Raw genomic sequence first — 15,055 nt, 5'->3', positions numbered from 1 at the left:
CCATCTTTCCTAGACGTCACTTCGCTATCGCAGCATTTTCCGTTCGACAATGGGGAATCGCGGGATCGCCGCGATCCCCCGGTCGATCAGTGCGCGAGTGCGGCAGTCTTGCCACGCCCGCCGAGCAGTTCGACGCTGTCGCCCGCGGCCCGGCGACGCTGGAACCAGTCCTTGATCAGTTCCGAACAGGTGTGGTCGACGGTGCGAAGGCCGCTGACGTCGAGGCGGACGGGCGTGCCGGCCGGTGCGCGCTCCAGCGTGTCGGACAATTTGGGCAGCGACACGAAGGTCGCGGCGCCCGACAGATTGATCGCATGCTGCGCGCCTTCCGCGCCTTCCGATACCTTCAGCTTCAGGCCGCGCGCGTGCGGCACCAGCTCCAGCATCGACAGGCCGATGCCGACCAGCACGCCGGTCAACAGGTCCGCCGCCACCACGGTGACGAGCGTCGCTGCCCAGATGAACGCCGGCAGCACGCCGTAATGCGAGAAGAGGTGACGCGCATGGTGGAGGGATACGAGGCGCCAGCCGGTGACGACTAGAATCGCACCCAGCGCCGCCATCGGGATCTCGCGCAGCACGAACGGCAGCAGCGCGACGAAGCCGAGGATCCACATGCCGTGGAACATGGTCGACAGGCGCGTGGTGGCACCGGCCTGTACGTTGGCGGACGAGCGGACGATGACGCCGGTCATCGGCAGCGCGCCGGCCATGCCGCACAGCAGGTTGCCGACGCCCTGCGCGCGCAGTTCCTTGTTGTAGTTTGTGCGCACGCCATCGTGCATGCGGTCGACCGCGGCGGCCGACAGCAGGGTTTCGGCGCTGGCGATGAAGGCGATGGCGAGCGCGGCGGCGATGATCGACGGGTCCGCGAAGCGGGCGAGGATGCCGGCATCGGGCAGCGCGACCGCACCTGCGATCGATTCGGGCACGTTGACGCGCGCGACGTCGAGGCCGAACGCCATGGCGACGAAGGTGCCGGTCAGCACGCCGACCAGCGCGCCGGGGACCAGCTTCAGCGAGGCGGGGCGGAACTTCTCCCAGCCGATCATCGCGGTGATGGTCAGCACGCCGATGCCGAAGGCGAGCTCTGCCGCGGCGATATTGTCGGGCGACAGGCCGAGCAGGCGGCCAGGCATCGCCGACAGGTTTTGCAGGCCGCTGGGCAGCGGCTTCGCGTCGAACAGCACGTGGAACTGGCCGACGACGATCAGCACGCCGATCCCGGCGAGCATGCCGTGGACGACCGCGGGGCTGATCGCGCGGAACCAGCCGCCGAGCTTCGCGACGCCGGCGACGAACTGGATGATGCCCGCAAGGATCAGGATCGGCCCGAGCGCGGACATGCCGTGATCGCGCACCAGCTCGAACACGACGACGGCGAGGCCCGCGGCGGGGCCGCTGACCTGCAACGGCGAACCCGCCAGCGCACCGACGACGATGCCGCCGATGATGCCGGTGATCAGGCCTTTTTCCGGAGGAACGCCGGACGCCACGGCGATGCCCATGCAGAGCGGCATCGCGACGAGGAAGACGACGATCGAGGCGGTGAGGTCACGGCCGACGATCGACATCTTGGGAAGGTTCAGGGCGCCCAGCATGGGGACTTACTCCGCGGCTTGGAGGAAGGGGACGTCGGACGCCTGCCGCGGTGCGGCGGCCTGTGCGACGGGGAAGGGCTCGCCTTCGCGGATCGGCACGAAACGACCCGATTCGCCGTCGAGGCCGAGGACGACGCCCTCGTGAATGTCGACGAACCAGCCGTGCAGCGTGATATTGCCCTGCGCCACCGCGGCGGCGACCGACGGATGCGTGCGCAGATGCTGAAGCTGCGAGACGATGTTTTCGAGGCTGAGCGCGCGGACGCGTTCGCCATCGGTCAGTTCGGGATAGCTCTGGTCGACGACCTGGCGCGCGGCGGCGCCGTGCTTCAGCCAATTGGCGACCGTCGGCACCGCGGCGAGCGCGGCGGGATCACCCGACAGGCCCTTCATCGCGCCGCAGTCCGAATGGCCGCACACGATGACGTCGCGCACGCCGAGGACCGACACGGCATATTCCACCGTCGCCGACACGCCGCCGGTGTGCGCCGAGAAGGGGGGAACGATGTTGCCGGCGTTACGGCAGACGAACAGATCGCCCGGCTGCGCCTGCATGATATGTTCGGGCACGATGCGCGAATCGGCGCAGGAGATCATCAGCGCCTTGGGAAACTGGCCATGATGCGCGAGCGTCGAATAGAGCGCCTGCTGGTCCTGAAAGACCTTTTTCTCGAAGCTTACGACGCGACCGATCAGTTCGTTCACGATTGGAGACTCCTGTCACGGGCGGCATGAGCCGCATTGAACAGGGTATCTACCGGGTACGTTTTGCTGCGATGCCGCAGGTTCGTGTTAAAATGTTGCCGGACAAAAACGGGCGGAAACGGAAAGCGGAAACGGCGTTCGGTCGGGTTGGTTTTTCGACATAGCGCTTGAGGTCTCTCACCCGTCACCCCGGACTTGTTCCGGGGTCCACTCTGCGGCGAGGGGAACGGCAAGAGGCTCTAGCCCTCCCTCGCGGATGAGTGGACCCCGGAACTAGTCCGGGGTGACGAAGAAAGAAGAACCGGGGGAGGAATGGCGTTACGCCGGCAGTTCGATCGCCGCCCGCAGGCCCCCTTCGGCGCGGTTCGACAGCGTCAGCGTGCCGCCCTCCGTCTCGACGATGCGGGCGACGATCGGCAGGCCCAGGCCGAAGCCGACGGTGTCGCGCGGCCGCGCCGAATCGAGCCGGACGAAGGGTTCGAGCACGCGGCGCAGTTGATCCTCGGGAATCCCCGCGCCGTCGTCCTCCACCGCGATGCAGACGCGCCCCGGCGCGCTCGACAGGCGGATCGCGACGTTGCCGGCATAATGGAGTGCGTTTTCGACGAGGTTGCCGAGCGCGCGCTTCAGCGCCGTCGGGCGCACCGTCACCTCGCAATGCGCCGGACCGTCGTAGATGCCGGGCAGGTCGCGATCCTCGACGTCGTCGATCAGCGTCGCGCACAGCACCGCGACGTCGACCAGCACCGGCGTTTCGGGATCGCTGTCGCCGCCCAGGAAGGCGAGCAGCGACGTCACCATCGCCTCCATCTCGCCGATATCGCGCTCGATCGCCTCGCGTACCGGCGCATCGTCGACGCCCTCGGCGCGCAGCTTCAGGCGGGCGAGCGGCGTGCGCAGGTCGTGGCCGACCGCAGCCAGCGCCTGCGTCCGGTCGGCGATCAGCCGCTGGATGCGCGCTGCCATGCGGTTGAACGCGGCGACGACGTGGCGCACCTCGCGCGGGCCGGTTTCGGGGATAGGATCGTGCTCGGCATCGCCGAACGTATCGGCGGCGAAGGCGAGCTGGCGCATCGGGCGGAGCATGCGGCGGATCAGCAGCCCGCCGATCACCATCAGCGCCAGCGCCGGGATCAGCGCGAGCAGGATGCGTTCGGCGGCGAGGTTGAGGTTCTGGAGCGGCTCCAGCGTGCGGAAGTACAGCCAGCTGCCATCGGACAGCTTCAGGCCGCCGGTGACGACGGAGCTGCGCCCCGGCGACGTCAGCTTCAGCCGCAGATCGGCGGTGGCGAGCGTCGGCTCCCAATCGACCACCTGATGCCGCATGCTGTCGAGCGCGGGGGCGATCGGCGGGGGCGGCGGCAGGTCGCGCTGCCAGTGCAGGGCATAGCGTTCGGTGGTGAGGTCGTTCGCCATGTCGCCCCGGCGCGTCGGCGGCTGTTCGGCGACGAGGCGGCGGGCGATGACGAGATGTTCGGCGAGGCGCCGCGCCTCGTCATCGCGCACCGAAAACTGGCTCGCGCGTTCGTACAGAAGCGTGCTGATCCCGAACTCGATCACCATCGTGAGCAGCAGGATCGCGACGATCTGGCCGATCAGGCCGATCGAGGGCTGGACGAAGCGTTTCATCGGGTGATGTGCGGCAAACCGCCCCACTCACGCTTCGTCACCCCGGACTCGTTCCGGGGTCCACTCTGCGGCGAGGGGGGCGGCAGGAGGCTCTGATCACTCCCCTGCGGATAAGTGGACCCCGGACCGAGTCCGGGGTGACGAAGCGCGTGGGAAAGCGTCACGCGCCCCTCAACGCCGCGTCACCTCGGTGTTCAGCATATAGCCCACGCCGCGCACGGTGATGATCGGGGCATCCTTGCCCGCGCTCGACAGCTTGCGGCGCAGGCGGCTGATCAGTACGTCGATGCTGCGGTCGGAGCTGTCGCCGAGGCGCGTGCGCGATAGTTCGATCAGGCGTTCGCGGGCGATGACGCGGCCGGCATGTTCGGCCAGGCTGACGAGTAGGTCGAATTCCGCGCCGGTCAGGTCGACGACCGCACCGGTGGGCGAGGTGAGTTCACGGCGCGGCAGCGTGACCTGCCAGCCGTCGAAGGTCAGCACGCCCTCTTCGCGTTCGCCGGGATTGCGCTCCAGCGAGCCGCGGCGCAGCACCGCACGGATGCGGGCGATCAGTTCGCGCGTGCCGAACGGCTTGGCGATATAATCGTCCGCGCCCAGTTCCAGCCCGACGACGCGGTCGGTTTCGCTGCCCTTGGCGCTGATGAAGATGATCGGGACTTCGCTCTTCTGGCGCAGGGTGCGGCACAGGTCGATGCCGCTGGTGCCGGGCAGCATGATGTCGAGCAGGATCAGGTCGACGGGCCCCGCCTCCAGCGCCAGCCACATTTCGGGCGCAGCGGAGGCGGGCCGCACGAGATAGCCGTTTTCCTGCAACGCGCGGGTGGTCAGGGTGCGAAGGGCGGGATCGTCCTCGACCAGGAGGATGGTGGGGGCGGTCATGATCGAAAGTTAGGCACCGGTGCCGGGGCGGTCAACCGCGCCGGACCTATGTTCAAGCTTTGGATACGACCCCGCAACGCGCCCGCAACATTGCGTGAGGTCAGTCCGCCGCGACGTGCCCGCCGCCGCCCTGCGGCCGACGCGTGAACCAGACGATCACGACCATCGCCGCGCACAGCCATGCCGATACGCGGAACAGGTCGGTCGACGCGAGCAGATACGCCTGTCCCACCATCTGGCGGGTGATCGCCGCGGCGGCCTGCGTCGATGTCGCGCCCAGTTTCTGTAACTGCTCGCTGGCCATCTGATACGGCATGCCCTGCCCGATCGCCTCGGCAAGCCGGCTCTGGTGCAGCGCCTCGCGCCGGTCCCACGCGGTGGTGATGATCGACGCGGCGAACGACCCCGCCACGATGCGCGCGAAGTTGGAGATGCCGGTCGCCGACGGGATCCGCTGCGGCGGAATGCCGTCGAGCAGGATCGTCACCATCGCGAGGAAGAAGACGCTCATCGCCACTCCCTGCACCAGCAGCGGCGCCATGAAATCGAAGACGGCGGCCCCGGTCACGAGGTTGGAGCGCATCCAATAGGATGTGGCGAAGGCGAGGAATGCCACCGTCGCGAGCAACCGCGCGTCGATCTTGCCCGACAGGCGCGCGGCCAGCGGTGAGATGATCACCGCGACCACCCCGCTGGGTGCGGCGATCAGGCCCGCCCAGGTCGCCGTATACCCCAGCTGCGTCTGCAGCCACAGCGGCAGGATCAGGGTGTTGGCGAAGAACACCGCATAGCCAAGGCAGAAGGCGAGCGTGCCGATCGCGAAGTTGCGGTTCAGGAACAGCGTCAGATCGACCGCCGGATTGGCATCGGTCAGTTCCCAGATGATCCACGCGATGAAGCCCACCGCCGCGATGATCGCGAGCACGCAGATCGCCGGATCGTTGAACCAGTCGGCGTTCTTGCCGAGATCGAGCATGATCTGCAGCGACCCCACCCAGACGACCAGCAGCATCAAACCGACCGTGTCGATCGGCAGTTTCCGCGTCGGCGTCTCGCGGCTTTTCAGGCCGTTCCAGCACGTCAGCGTCACGAAGATGCCGAAGGGGATGTTGATCAGGAAGATCCAGCTCCAATGATAATTGTCGCTGATATAGCCGCCCAGGATCGGGCCCATGACCGGACCGACCAACGTCGTCATCGACCAGACGCCGAGCGCCGTGGATCGCTTGTCGGACGGGAAGATCGAAATGAGCAGCGCCTGGCTGCCCGGCATCATCGGCCCCGAACACGCGCCCTGCAGGATACGGAACACGATCAGCGAGGGCAGATCCCAGGCGATGCCGCACAGGAACGACGACAGGGTGAACGCCGCCACCGCCGTGCAGAAGGTGCGCACCACGCCGAACCGACCCATCAGCCAGCCGGTCAGCGGCACCGCGACGCCGTTCGCCACCGCGAAGGCGGTGATCACCCAGGTCGAATTGTCGCTCGACACGCCGAGGTTGCCGGCGATCGTCGGCAACGACACGTTCGCGATCGTACTGTCGAGCACCATCATGAACGTGCCGAGCGCCAGCGCGAAGGCGATCAGCGCGAGCTTGCCGCCGGTCAGGGGGGCGGGTTGCGATGCCATTAGACGCGTCCTGTCCGGCCCTCACCCTTCCGGCGCTGCGCGCCTCCCTCCCTCTCCCACCGGGAGAGGGAAGAGCCGCCTAAGGCGGCGAAGGGTGAGGGCAGCTTGCTCACTTAGCGATTCGCGGCGATGATCTGGCGGATGCGCGCCTCGACCGCGGGGTCGCGCGCGTCGGTGGGCTTGTCGCCATAGACCTGCGTCGCGGGTCGGCCGAGCCGTGCGCCGGACTGGTCGCCGGTGTCGACGGTCGTCTTCACCGACAGGCCGATGCGCAGCGGGTTTTGCACCAGTTCCTTCGGTTCCAGCGCGATGCGCACCGGTACGCGCTGGACGATCTTGATCCAGTTGCCGCTGGCATTCTGCGGCGGCAGCAGCGCGAAGGCATTGCCCGATCCCGCGCCGACGCCGACGACACGGCCATGGAACACCACGTCGCCGCCATACATGTCGGCGGTGACGGTGGCGGGCTGGCCGATGCGCAGGTCCTTCAGCTGCGTTTCGCGGAAGTTGGCATCGACCCACACCTTGCCGAGCGGCACCACCGCCATCAGCGGCGTGCCGGCGGCGACCTGCTGGCCGATCTGCACGGTGCGCTGCGCGACGACGCCGTCGATCGGCGCGACGATGTGCATGTGGCTGCGGGTGATCGCGGCGCGGCGATAGGCGGCGATGGCGGCGAGCACGGCGGGGTTGGTGCTGGTGTCGGTGCCCTGCACCGCCGAGCGCGCCTGCGCCTGCTGGCTCTGCGCGAGGGCGAGGTTGGCGCGCGCCACCTTCACCGCATCGGCGGCATGCGCCAGTTCCTCGCCCGAGATCGCGCCCTGCGCGGCGGCGCCCTGACGGCGCGCGTAATCGGCCTGCGCCGCGCTGAGCTGCGCGCGCGCCTGCACGATCGCCGCGCCGCTTTCGGAGACCTTGGAGAAGTCGGCGCGCGTCGCACGCACCGCCCGCGCCAGTTCCGCCGCGGCAGAGGCGAGCTGGACATCCGCGGTCGCCGGATCGAGGTCGAGCAGCGGCTGCCCGGCCTTCACCGTCTGCGTATTGTCGGCGTGGATCGCGGTGATCTGGCCCGGATCGCGCGCGGTGATCGCGACGACGTCACCCGCGACATAGGCGTCGTCGGTCTCTTCCTCGGGCTTGGCCAGCAGGAAGTGGAACACCGCCCAGACGATCGCGGCGATCACCACCACTGCGGCGAGGATCAGCAGGCCGGTGCGGCGCGCCTTGGGCTTGCCGCCGGGCGCAGGGTCGGCGGCTTGTGCGCCGTCGTCGGTGTCGGTCTTGGAATCGGGCGCGTCGGTCATCGGGCGGGTTCCTGGGAGGAAAAGCCACCGCCGAGCGCCAACACCAGCGCCACGCGCTGGCGGGCCGCATCGGCGGCAAGGTTGGTCTGGGCGCGTTCGGCGTCGAGCAGCCGGACGTCGGTGTCGATCAGCGACAGCTGGCTATCGAGACCGCTGGCGACGCGCACCGCATTGAGTCGATTGGTCTCCGCGAAGCCGCGCACCACCTCGGCGGTGCGGGCGCGTTCCTGCGCCAGCGCGGTGATGCCGGCGATCGCATCCGCCGCCTCGCGCACCGCGCCGACGACGCGCTGGTTATAGTCGGCGGTGGCGAGGTCGACGCCCGCGGTCGCGCCGGCGAGATCCGCCTTCAGCCGGCCGTTGTCGAAGATCGGCAGATGGATCGCCGGTCCCGCGCCCGCCGTGCCGGCATCGAGGCTGAAGAGGTTGCCGAGGCCGACCGCCTGGAAGCCGGCGAGCGCGGCAAGGTTGATGTTGGGATAGAAAGCGCGGCGCGCGACCTGGCGGCCGGCGGCGGCGGCCTCGATCCGCGCCTGTGCGGCGGCAATGTCCGGGCGGCGCGCGATCAGGTCGGCGGGCACGCGCGCAGGCAGCGGCAAGGCGGTGTCGAGGCGCAGCGTCGCCGGGCGGATCGCGGCGGCATAATCGGGGCCGCGACCGGCGAGTGCCGCCAGCGCATTCACCGCACGGGCACGGGCGCCGTCCGCCTCCGCCAGCGCGACGCGCGCCTGCGACAGCAGCGTCTGCGCGGCGGTCGCCTGCAGATTGCTCGCCAGCCGGTTGCGGATGCGCACGTCGACCAGCTGCACAGAGCGTTCGCGTGTCGCGATCGTGCGGCGGGCGAGCGTCGCCTGCGCTTCGGCGCGCGCGAGGTCGATATAGGTCTGCACCACCGACCCGGCGATCGCGAGGCGCGCGGCGGCGACATCGAGCGCGGCGGCACGGGCGGAGGCGCGCGCGCCCTCGATCGCAGCCTTCTGGCGGCCGAACAGGTCGAGGTTCCAGTTGAGGTTCGCCTGTGCGCTGCCGAGGAAGCGCACTGATCCGGCATAGGGGGGCGGGATGGTGTAGCGGCCCGACAGGCGCGCGACCTGTGCCGATCCGTCGAACGTCACGTCGGGGCCGCGCTCCGCATCGCGCGCCGCCAGCATCGCCTGCGCCTGCGCGACACGGGCGAGCGCGGCGTCGAGATTGGGATTGCCCTTCGTCGCGTCGGCGACGAGGCGGTCGAGCTGCGGATCGCCGAACGCGGTCCACCAATCGTCGGCGATGGCGGGCGACGCATCGGCGGCAAGCCCCAGCGTCGCGGGCGCGACCGGTGCGACCGCAGGCGGGCTGTGCGGCACCGCGCACGCGCTCGCCAGCAAAGCGAGCAGCATGGCGGGTTTCGGCTTTAAGAAATAGGGGGTCATGCACTGGCCCTTTCGTCGGCCGCACGTTGCAGCGTGTCGCGCAGCCGCTGGAGCAGATGGATCGCCTGGTCGACGTCGCTGTCCGGCCAATCGGCCAGCCATTCATTCCACAGGCGGATGACGGTGTTGCGCACGTCCGTGGCGATCGCTTCGCCCGCGGGCGTCAGCGTCAGGCGCACGACGCGGCGATCCTCGTCGTTGCGGGTGCGCACGATCCAGCCGCGCTCTTCCAGCGTATCGACCAGCCGCGTCGTCGCGCCCTTGTCGTGGCCAAGGTCGCGGGCGATTTCGGCACAGGTTGTCGCTTGGGTGAAGCGGAGCGCCGCCAGCGCGCTCCATTGCGTCTTGGTGATGTCGGCGGCGGCGAACACCGGATCCATCGCCTGCGTGCCGAGCTGTTCGGTGCGGCGGATCAGATACCCGATCGAGCGCTCCGGCGCGAAATCCGACTCGGTGTAGAAGGGCATTTGGTTGCCATGGCAACCGTTGCCGAGGCAGTCAATCATGTTTCTGTATGTTGCTGATCCAACGGCCGGAAAGGCGGGCGCGTTCCATCGCTAACCGCTTCTTAGGGACGCGCGGGTAGACGGATGCGCTCCGTTGTCCGGGACACGCCACGCATGGAATTTCCGCTGATCGCCCCCCGGCCGCCCCGGCTCAGCACGCTGACCGACGGGCTGCGGCGCGTCGAGGCGTCGGGCGTGTTCAGCAACAATGGGCCCGAGGTGCAGGCGTTCGAGCGCGAGGGGACGGCGCAGCTGTTTGGTGGGGTGGGCGATTGCCTGGCGGTCGGCAATGCGACGCTGGGGCTGATGCTCGCGATCCGGCAGGCGGTGCCCGCGCGGTGCGGCGGAGCGATGCCGCGGGCCGGCACGCTCGCGCTGATGCCCGCGCTCACCTTTGCCGCGACCGCGCAGGCGGCGCTGTGGGCGGGGTTGACGCCGCTGATCGGCGATATCGAGCCGTCTTGCTGGATATCCGATCCCACGCAGGAGGAAGCGCTGCTCGCGCGCCATGGCGATCGGGTGGGCGTGATCGTGCCCTATGCGACCTTCGGCACCGATCTGGACCTCGATCGCTATGCGTGGCTGGCGCGCCGTTATGACGTCGGCGTCGTGGTGGATGCGGCGGCGTCGCTGGGGACGATCGATGCGGCGGGCCGCGCCTTCGGTACGGGTGCGCCCTTCGCCATCGTCTATTCGATGCATGCGACCAAGACCTTCGCCGTGGCGGAGGGCGGGCTGATCCATTGCGGCGACGCGGACCGGATCGCGTCGTTGCGCGCAATGGCCAATTTCGGGTTCGACCCGTCCGGATCGAGCGGCGCTCGCAGCGCGACGCTGCCCGGCATCAACGCGAAGCTGCCCGAAGTGATCGCACTGATGGCGCGCGCCAAGCTGACCGAGATCGATGCTGTGTGCGAGGCGCGGGCTGCGATCGATGCCGCCTATCGTGCTGCGTTGCCCGGTTTCACGATGCAGGCGCCCGCCGCACGGCGGCAGGCGACGCAGTTCATGCCGCTGGTGCTCCCGCCCGCCCTCGTCGGCCATCGCGCGGCGATCGTCGCCGCGCTGGCGGCGGACGGCGTCGGCGTCGGACAGTATTTCAGCCCGCATATCGGCGAGCAGCCGCTGTTCCGCGACGTGGCGGTGATCGAGCCGACGCCGGTCGCCGACGATGTCGCCGCGCGCATGCTCAGCCTGCCGATCACCGATGCGATGACGCCCGCCGATGCGACCGAGATCGCACACCGGCTGGTCCGCGCGATCGAACGCGTGGTGGATGCGGAAATGGCGCGGATGCTGGTGCCGCACGGGACGGAGCATGCGGTGGCGCAGGGTGCGGGGGATGACGTGAGGACAGTGGTGATCGGCGGCGGACCGGCCGGCACGGCGATGCTGACCGCGGCGAGCAAGCAGAACCGCCTAGTGCCGCTGGTCGAGGCCGGGCTGGCGATCATCGAGCGGGGGCCGCGCCTGGGTGCCGGCGCGCTTGGCGGCTATGCGATCCGATCGGACACGACCGCCGAAACCTTCCTGTCGGCGGTGAAGGACAATCCCCACCCCGAACTCGCGGCGCTGGCGCAGCATCCCGCCGCGCGGCTGATGGAGCGCTATATCGGCGAGCTCGGCGCGCCGCTGGCGGACACCGCGCCGCTGCTGGAGGCGACGGGCGAACGGCTGGGCACCATCGTCCGCGCGCATGGCGGCAGCGTGCTGACCGGCCATGAGGCGCAGGAGGTGCGGCGGACCGCCGACGGGCGCTGGGCGACGCGCGTCGCCGACGGCCATGGTGCGGTGCGCACGATCCTGTCCGACCGGATCGTCGTGGCGACCGGTGGCTATCAGACCGACGAGCAGGTCGCCGCGAAACGCGTCGTCGGCATGCCGCTCGGCGTGATGGCGGGCCGGCGGCTGATGCGTTCCGATATCGTGTTGCGCCAGGGCGGCATAGCGGCGGTGCAGGAACGGTTGCGGGCGTGCAGGGCGCCGCGCATCGCGATCGTCGGTGCCTCGACGAGCGCGATCGCGGCGGCAGTGCTGCTCCTAAAGAGCCAGCCCGGCTTCGCCTTTGGTGCCGGCGCGATCACCATCGTGCATCGCCAGCCGCTCAAGCCCTTCTACCCGACGATCGCCGCGGCGCACGCCGACGGCTTCCACGATTTCGACGAGAACGACATCTGCCCGGTCAGCGGTTTCGTGCTGCGTCTTGCCGGATTGCGGCTCGAATCGCGCGAATTGGTGCTGCGGATGCTGTCGCTGGGCGGTCGCACGCCCGATCCGCGCGTGACGACGCATCGCATCACCGGCGATCACGATGCCGCCGCGCGCGCGATAATCGAAGGCGCGGATCTGGTGATCGGCGCGCTCGGCTATCGCCCGCGCTGCGTGCCGCTGATCGGCGTCGACGGTACGCCGCTGTCGCTGGCGCATCACGTCGGGCGGCCGATGGTCGACCGGCATTGCCGCCTGCTCGACGCCACGGACCGGCCGGTGCCGGGCGCCTATGGCATCGGCCTGTCGGCAGGCTTCGTGCCCTGGGGGCGCCTGGGCGGCGAAGCGAGCTTCCGCGGGCAGGCGAACGGCCTGTGGCTGTGGCAGAATGACGTCGGCCAGATGATCGTCGACCAGGTGTTGGAACCGGAGGCGCGCGCAGTCGCTGCGTAGCCATGCCCATCGTGTCCCTGATCATCCCCGCGTATAACGGGGAGCATTTCCTGCCCGACACGCTCCGGTCGCTCGAGCGCCAGACGCTGACCGACTGGGAGGCGATCGTCATCGACGACGGTTCGACCGACGCGACCCGCGCCATGATGCGGGACTGGCCGGACGCGCGCGTGCGGCTGATCGAGAATGCCGAAAATATGGGGCCGGTGCGCGCGCGCAATCGCGGCGTCGCGGCGGCGCGCGGGCGCTATGTCGCGGGCCTCGACCAGGACGATCTGTGCCTGCCCGAGCGACTGGCACGGCAGGTCGCGTATCTGGAGGCGCATCCCGACGTCGCGCTGGTCGGGACGCAGGCTTGCCAGCTGCGGGACGAGCGGGTGTCGCCGATGCACTATGCGCCCAACACGACGCCCGCGCTGATCACCTGGCTCAGCTGGATCGAAAATCCGCTCGTCTGGTCGACCGTGATGCTGCGCGCCGACACTGCGCGCGCGCTCGATCCCTTCACCCGGCCCGACCTGCTCTATGCCGAGGATTTCGACCTATACCACCGCATCCAGCCGCTCGGTCGGATCGCGCGGATCGATTCGCCTCTCGTCCTCTATCGCCAGCATGCGGGCGGCGTGTCGAAGCGCTTTATCGACACGATGCAGACCGCGGCGACGCGGGTGCTGGCGCAACGGCATGCCGCCGTCCTGGGCGCGGACGATGCGGCGACGCTCGCGCGATTGCTGGTGCTGCACAATATGGGCGGCGTGCCGGTGCCCGATCGCGCGACGCTGATGCAACTGGGCGATGGCATCGCGGCATTGCAGGCGGCGTTCCTGGCGCAGGCGCGGCCGAGCCGTGACGATGCGCGGCTAATCCGCTGGGAAACCGCGCGGCGCTGGGCGCGGATCGGGCGCGCCGGGCTGCGATCGGGCAGCGTCCACATCGCCGACGTGGTCGCCGCGCGGCCGCCGCATCTTGGGCTGGGCTATGCCGGCCTCGAAACGTTGCTGTGGGACGGCGCGATCGGCACGGTGCGGCGCTGGCAGCGCACGCGGCGGGCGGCCTAGGCGGATCGGGGGCGGATCGCGTGCCGGGCCTGCGCGTTGGGCCGGCATGTTTACCAGCATCAATCCCGCGACCGGCCAGCCCGGCGACAGCATCCCTGAACTGACCGCCGACGCGCTCGACGCGGCGATCGCGCGTGCCGACAGCGCCTATCGCGCATGGCGGCTGACCCCGATCGCGGAACGCACGGCGCTGCTCGAACGGATTGCCGAACAGTTCGAGGCGAATGCGCGCGAGCTTGCCGAGATTGCGACTCGTGAAATGGGCAAGACGCTGAAGTCGGCGATCGCCGAGGTGCAGAAATGCGCTGCCGCCTTCCGCCATTACGCGCAGGAGGGACCGGCGATGCTGGAGCCGCGCCGCTTCGACACACCCGGCGGCCCGGCGACGGCGCATTGGCAGCCATTGGGGCCGGTGCTCGCGGTGATGCCGTGGAACTTCCCCTTCTGGCAGGTGGTGCGGTTCGCCGCGCCGACGATCCTCGCCGGCAATGTCGGGCTGCTGAAGCACGCCTCGCTGACGCAAGGCTGCGGCGCGGCGATCGAGCGGATGATCGTTGCCGCCGGCGCGCCGGCCGGCCTGTTTCAGAACCTCGCCATCCGCTCCGACAAGGTCGATGCGCTGATCGCCGATCCGCGTATCGTCGCGGTGACGCTCACGGGAAGCGAAGGCGCCGGCATCAAGGTCGCCGAAGCGGCCGGACGCAACCTCAAGAAGGTGGTGCTGGAGCTCGGCGGATCGGACCCGTTCATCGTCATGCCCTCCGCCGACCTCGACGCGGCGGTGAAGCAGGCGGTGACCGCGCGCATCCAGAACACGGGCCAGTCGTGCATCTGCGGCAAGCGGATGATCGTTCATGGCGACATCTACGACGCGTTCCTCGATCGCTTTTCGGACGCAATGCGCGCGGTGAAGGCGGGCGATCCGATGGATGCCGACACCGATATGGGCCCGCTGTCGAGCGAGGAGCAGAGGCAGACCACGCTGGACCAGCTTGCCGCCATCCAGACGGCGGGCGGGCGGCTGCTGTTCGGGGGCGAGGCGTTGCCGGGCAAGGGCGCCTATATGTCGGCGGGCATCCTGGTCGATGTGCCGATCGACGATCCGGCCGCGCAGGAAGAGCTGTTCGGCCCGATCGCGATGGTGTTCCGCGCCGCCGACATCGATGCGGCGATCGCGCTGGCCAATGACGTGCCGTTCGGTCTGGGATCGTCGGTATGGACCAACGACTCCGATGAGCGTGCGCGCTTCGAGCGCGATATCGAAGCGGGCATGGTCGCGGTGAATGCGATGCTGTCCTCGACGCCCGAAGCGCCGTTCGGTGGCATCAAGCGGTCAGGCCATGGTCGCGAGCTGGGCCCGTACGGCCTGCACGAATTCATGAACCTGAAAACGGTGTTCGGCTGAGGCGTGCGGCTGGGGGATCGCCCTCAGCCGCGTCGTGCGGTCCAGGTGTAGAGGAACGAGATCCCCACCAGACCCAGGTCGATCGCGGCCTGGAACCGGCGCGGGCTCTGGTCGCCGATGTCATGCGTGATCAGGCGGATGTCGGGCGTCGGATGGCGCAGCGCGACGAGCGACACGGCAGCCACCGCTGCTATCGTCCATTTGCGCCGGTCGGTCATTCGCGTCCCATCCCCTTCTGCGGGCAGGACATATCATGGCG

The 15,055-nt window shown here is 69.3% G+C and carries 12 protein-coding genes; 3 read left to right on the top strand and 9 right to left on the bottom strand.

From position 1 onward, the window contains the following. Positions 1-86: 86 nt before the first annotated feature. From ACP690_RS04475 to ACP690_RS04440, 8 genes are all read right to left on the bottom strand, one after another. A complete protein-coding gene (locus ACP690_RS04475) occupies positions 87-1,601 on the bottom strand; it encodes a SulP family inorganic anion transporter (protein WP_063687340.1) in 1,515 nt (504 codons plus the stop codon). Between the two features lie 6 nt (positions 1,602-1,607). Beyond that, positions 1,608-2,306 (bottom strand): carbonic anhydrase, encoded by a 699-nt coding sequence (locus ACP690_RS04470; RefSeq protein ID WP_017977409.1) that lies wholly within the window; start codon positions 2,304-2,306, stop codon positions 1,608-1,610. Positions 2,307-2,624: 318 nt separating this feature from the next. Further along, positions 2,625-3,935: an ATP-binding protein gene (locus tag ACP690_RS04465; RefSeq protein ID WP_426260284.1), complete on the bottom strand. Its 1,311-nt coding sequence runs from the start codon at positions 3,933-3,935 to the stop codon at positions 2,625-2,627. Between the two features lie 171 nt (positions 3,936-4,106). After that, positions 4,107-4,817, bottom strand: a complete 711-nt coding sequence (locus ACP690_RS04460; RefSeq protein ID WP_017977411.1) for a response regulator — start codon at positions 4,815-4,817, stop codon at positions 4,107-4,109. A gap of 100 nt (positions 4,818-4,917) precedes the next feature. Further along, positions 4,918-6,450: a DHA2 family efflux MFS transporter permease subunit gene (locus ACP690_RS04455; protein ID WP_294284093.1), complete on the bottom strand. Its 1,533-nt coding sequence runs from the start codon at positions 6,448-6,450 to the stop codon at positions 4,918-4,920. A 113-nt stretch (positions 6,451-6,563) separates the two neighbouring features. After that, on the bottom strand, positions 6,564-7,754 hold the full coding sequence (locus ACP690_RS04450) for an efflux RND transporter periplasmic adaptor subunit (protein ID WP_426260283.1): 1,191 nt from the start codon (positions 7,752-7,754) through the stop codon (positions 6,564-6,566). Further along, complete coding sequence (locus ACP690_RS04445; protein ID WP_426260282.1) at positions 7,751-9,166, bottom strand: efflux transporter outer membrane subunit; 1,416 nt, start codon at positions 9,164-9,166, stop codon at positions 7,751-7,753. The genes ACP690_RS04450 and ACP690_RS04445 overlap by 4 nt, the downstream gene beginning before the upstream one ends. Then, positions 9,163-9,633, bottom strand: coding sequence for a MarR family winged helix-turn-helix transcriptional regulator (locus ACP690_RS04440; protein ID WP_426260281.1), 471 nt, complete (start codon positions 9,631-9,633; stop codon positions 9,163-9,165). The genes ACP690_RS04445 and ACP690_RS04440 overlap by 4 nt, the downstream gene beginning before the upstream one ends. 153 nt (positions 9,634-9,786) lie before the next feature. Between ACP690_RS04440 and ACP690_RS04435 the strand changes: the two genes are divergently transcribed. Genes ACP690_RS04435 through ACP690_RS04425 form a run of 3 tightly spaced genes read left to right on the top strand, consistent with a single transcriptional unit; the run spans position 9,787 to position 14,796 of the window. Continuing rightward, positions 9,787-12,333, top strand: a complete 2,547-nt coding sequence (locus ACP690_RS04435) for a DegT/DnrJ/EryC1/StrS family aminotransferase (protein ID WP_426260280.1) — start codon at positions 9,787-9,789, stop codon at positions 12,331-12,333. A gap of 2 nt (positions 12,334-12,335) precedes the next feature. Further along, positions 12,336-13,391 carry a glycosyltransferase family 2 protein gene (locus ACP690_RS04430; RefSeq protein ID WP_426260279.1) on the top strand — a complete coding sequence of 352 codons (1,056 nt, stop codon included), beginning with the start codon at positions 12,336-12,338 and terminating at the stop codon, positions 13,389-13,391. Positions 13,392-13,437: 46 nt separating this feature from the next. Next, positions 13,438-14,796 (top strand): NAD-dependent succinate-semialdehyde dehydrogenase, encoded by a 1,359-nt coding sequence (locus tag ACP690_RS04425; RefSeq protein ID WP_426260278.1) that lies wholly within the window; start codon positions 13,438-13,440, stop codon positions 14,794-14,796. Between the two features lie 23 nt (positions 14,797-14,819). Here the strand turns inward: ACP690_RS04425 and ACP690_RS04420 are convergent, their stop codons facing one another. After that, positions 14,820-15,014, bottom strand: a complete 195-nt coding sequence (locus ACP690_RS04420) for a hypothetical protein (RefSeq protein WP_017977419.1) — start codon at positions 15,012-15,014, stop codon at positions 14,820-14,822. Positions 15,015-15,055: the final 41 nt, after the last annotated feature.

It is taken from the genome of Sphingomonas sp. DC4900 (assembly GCF_049896485.1).
Taxonomy (GTDB): Bacteria; Pseudomonadota; Alphaproteobacteria; order Sphingomonadales; family Sphingomonadaceae; genus Sphingomonas; species Sphingomonas aquatilis.
Note: the sequence above shows the minus strand (reverse complement) of the source record. Positions and strands in the feature narration are given on the sequence as shown.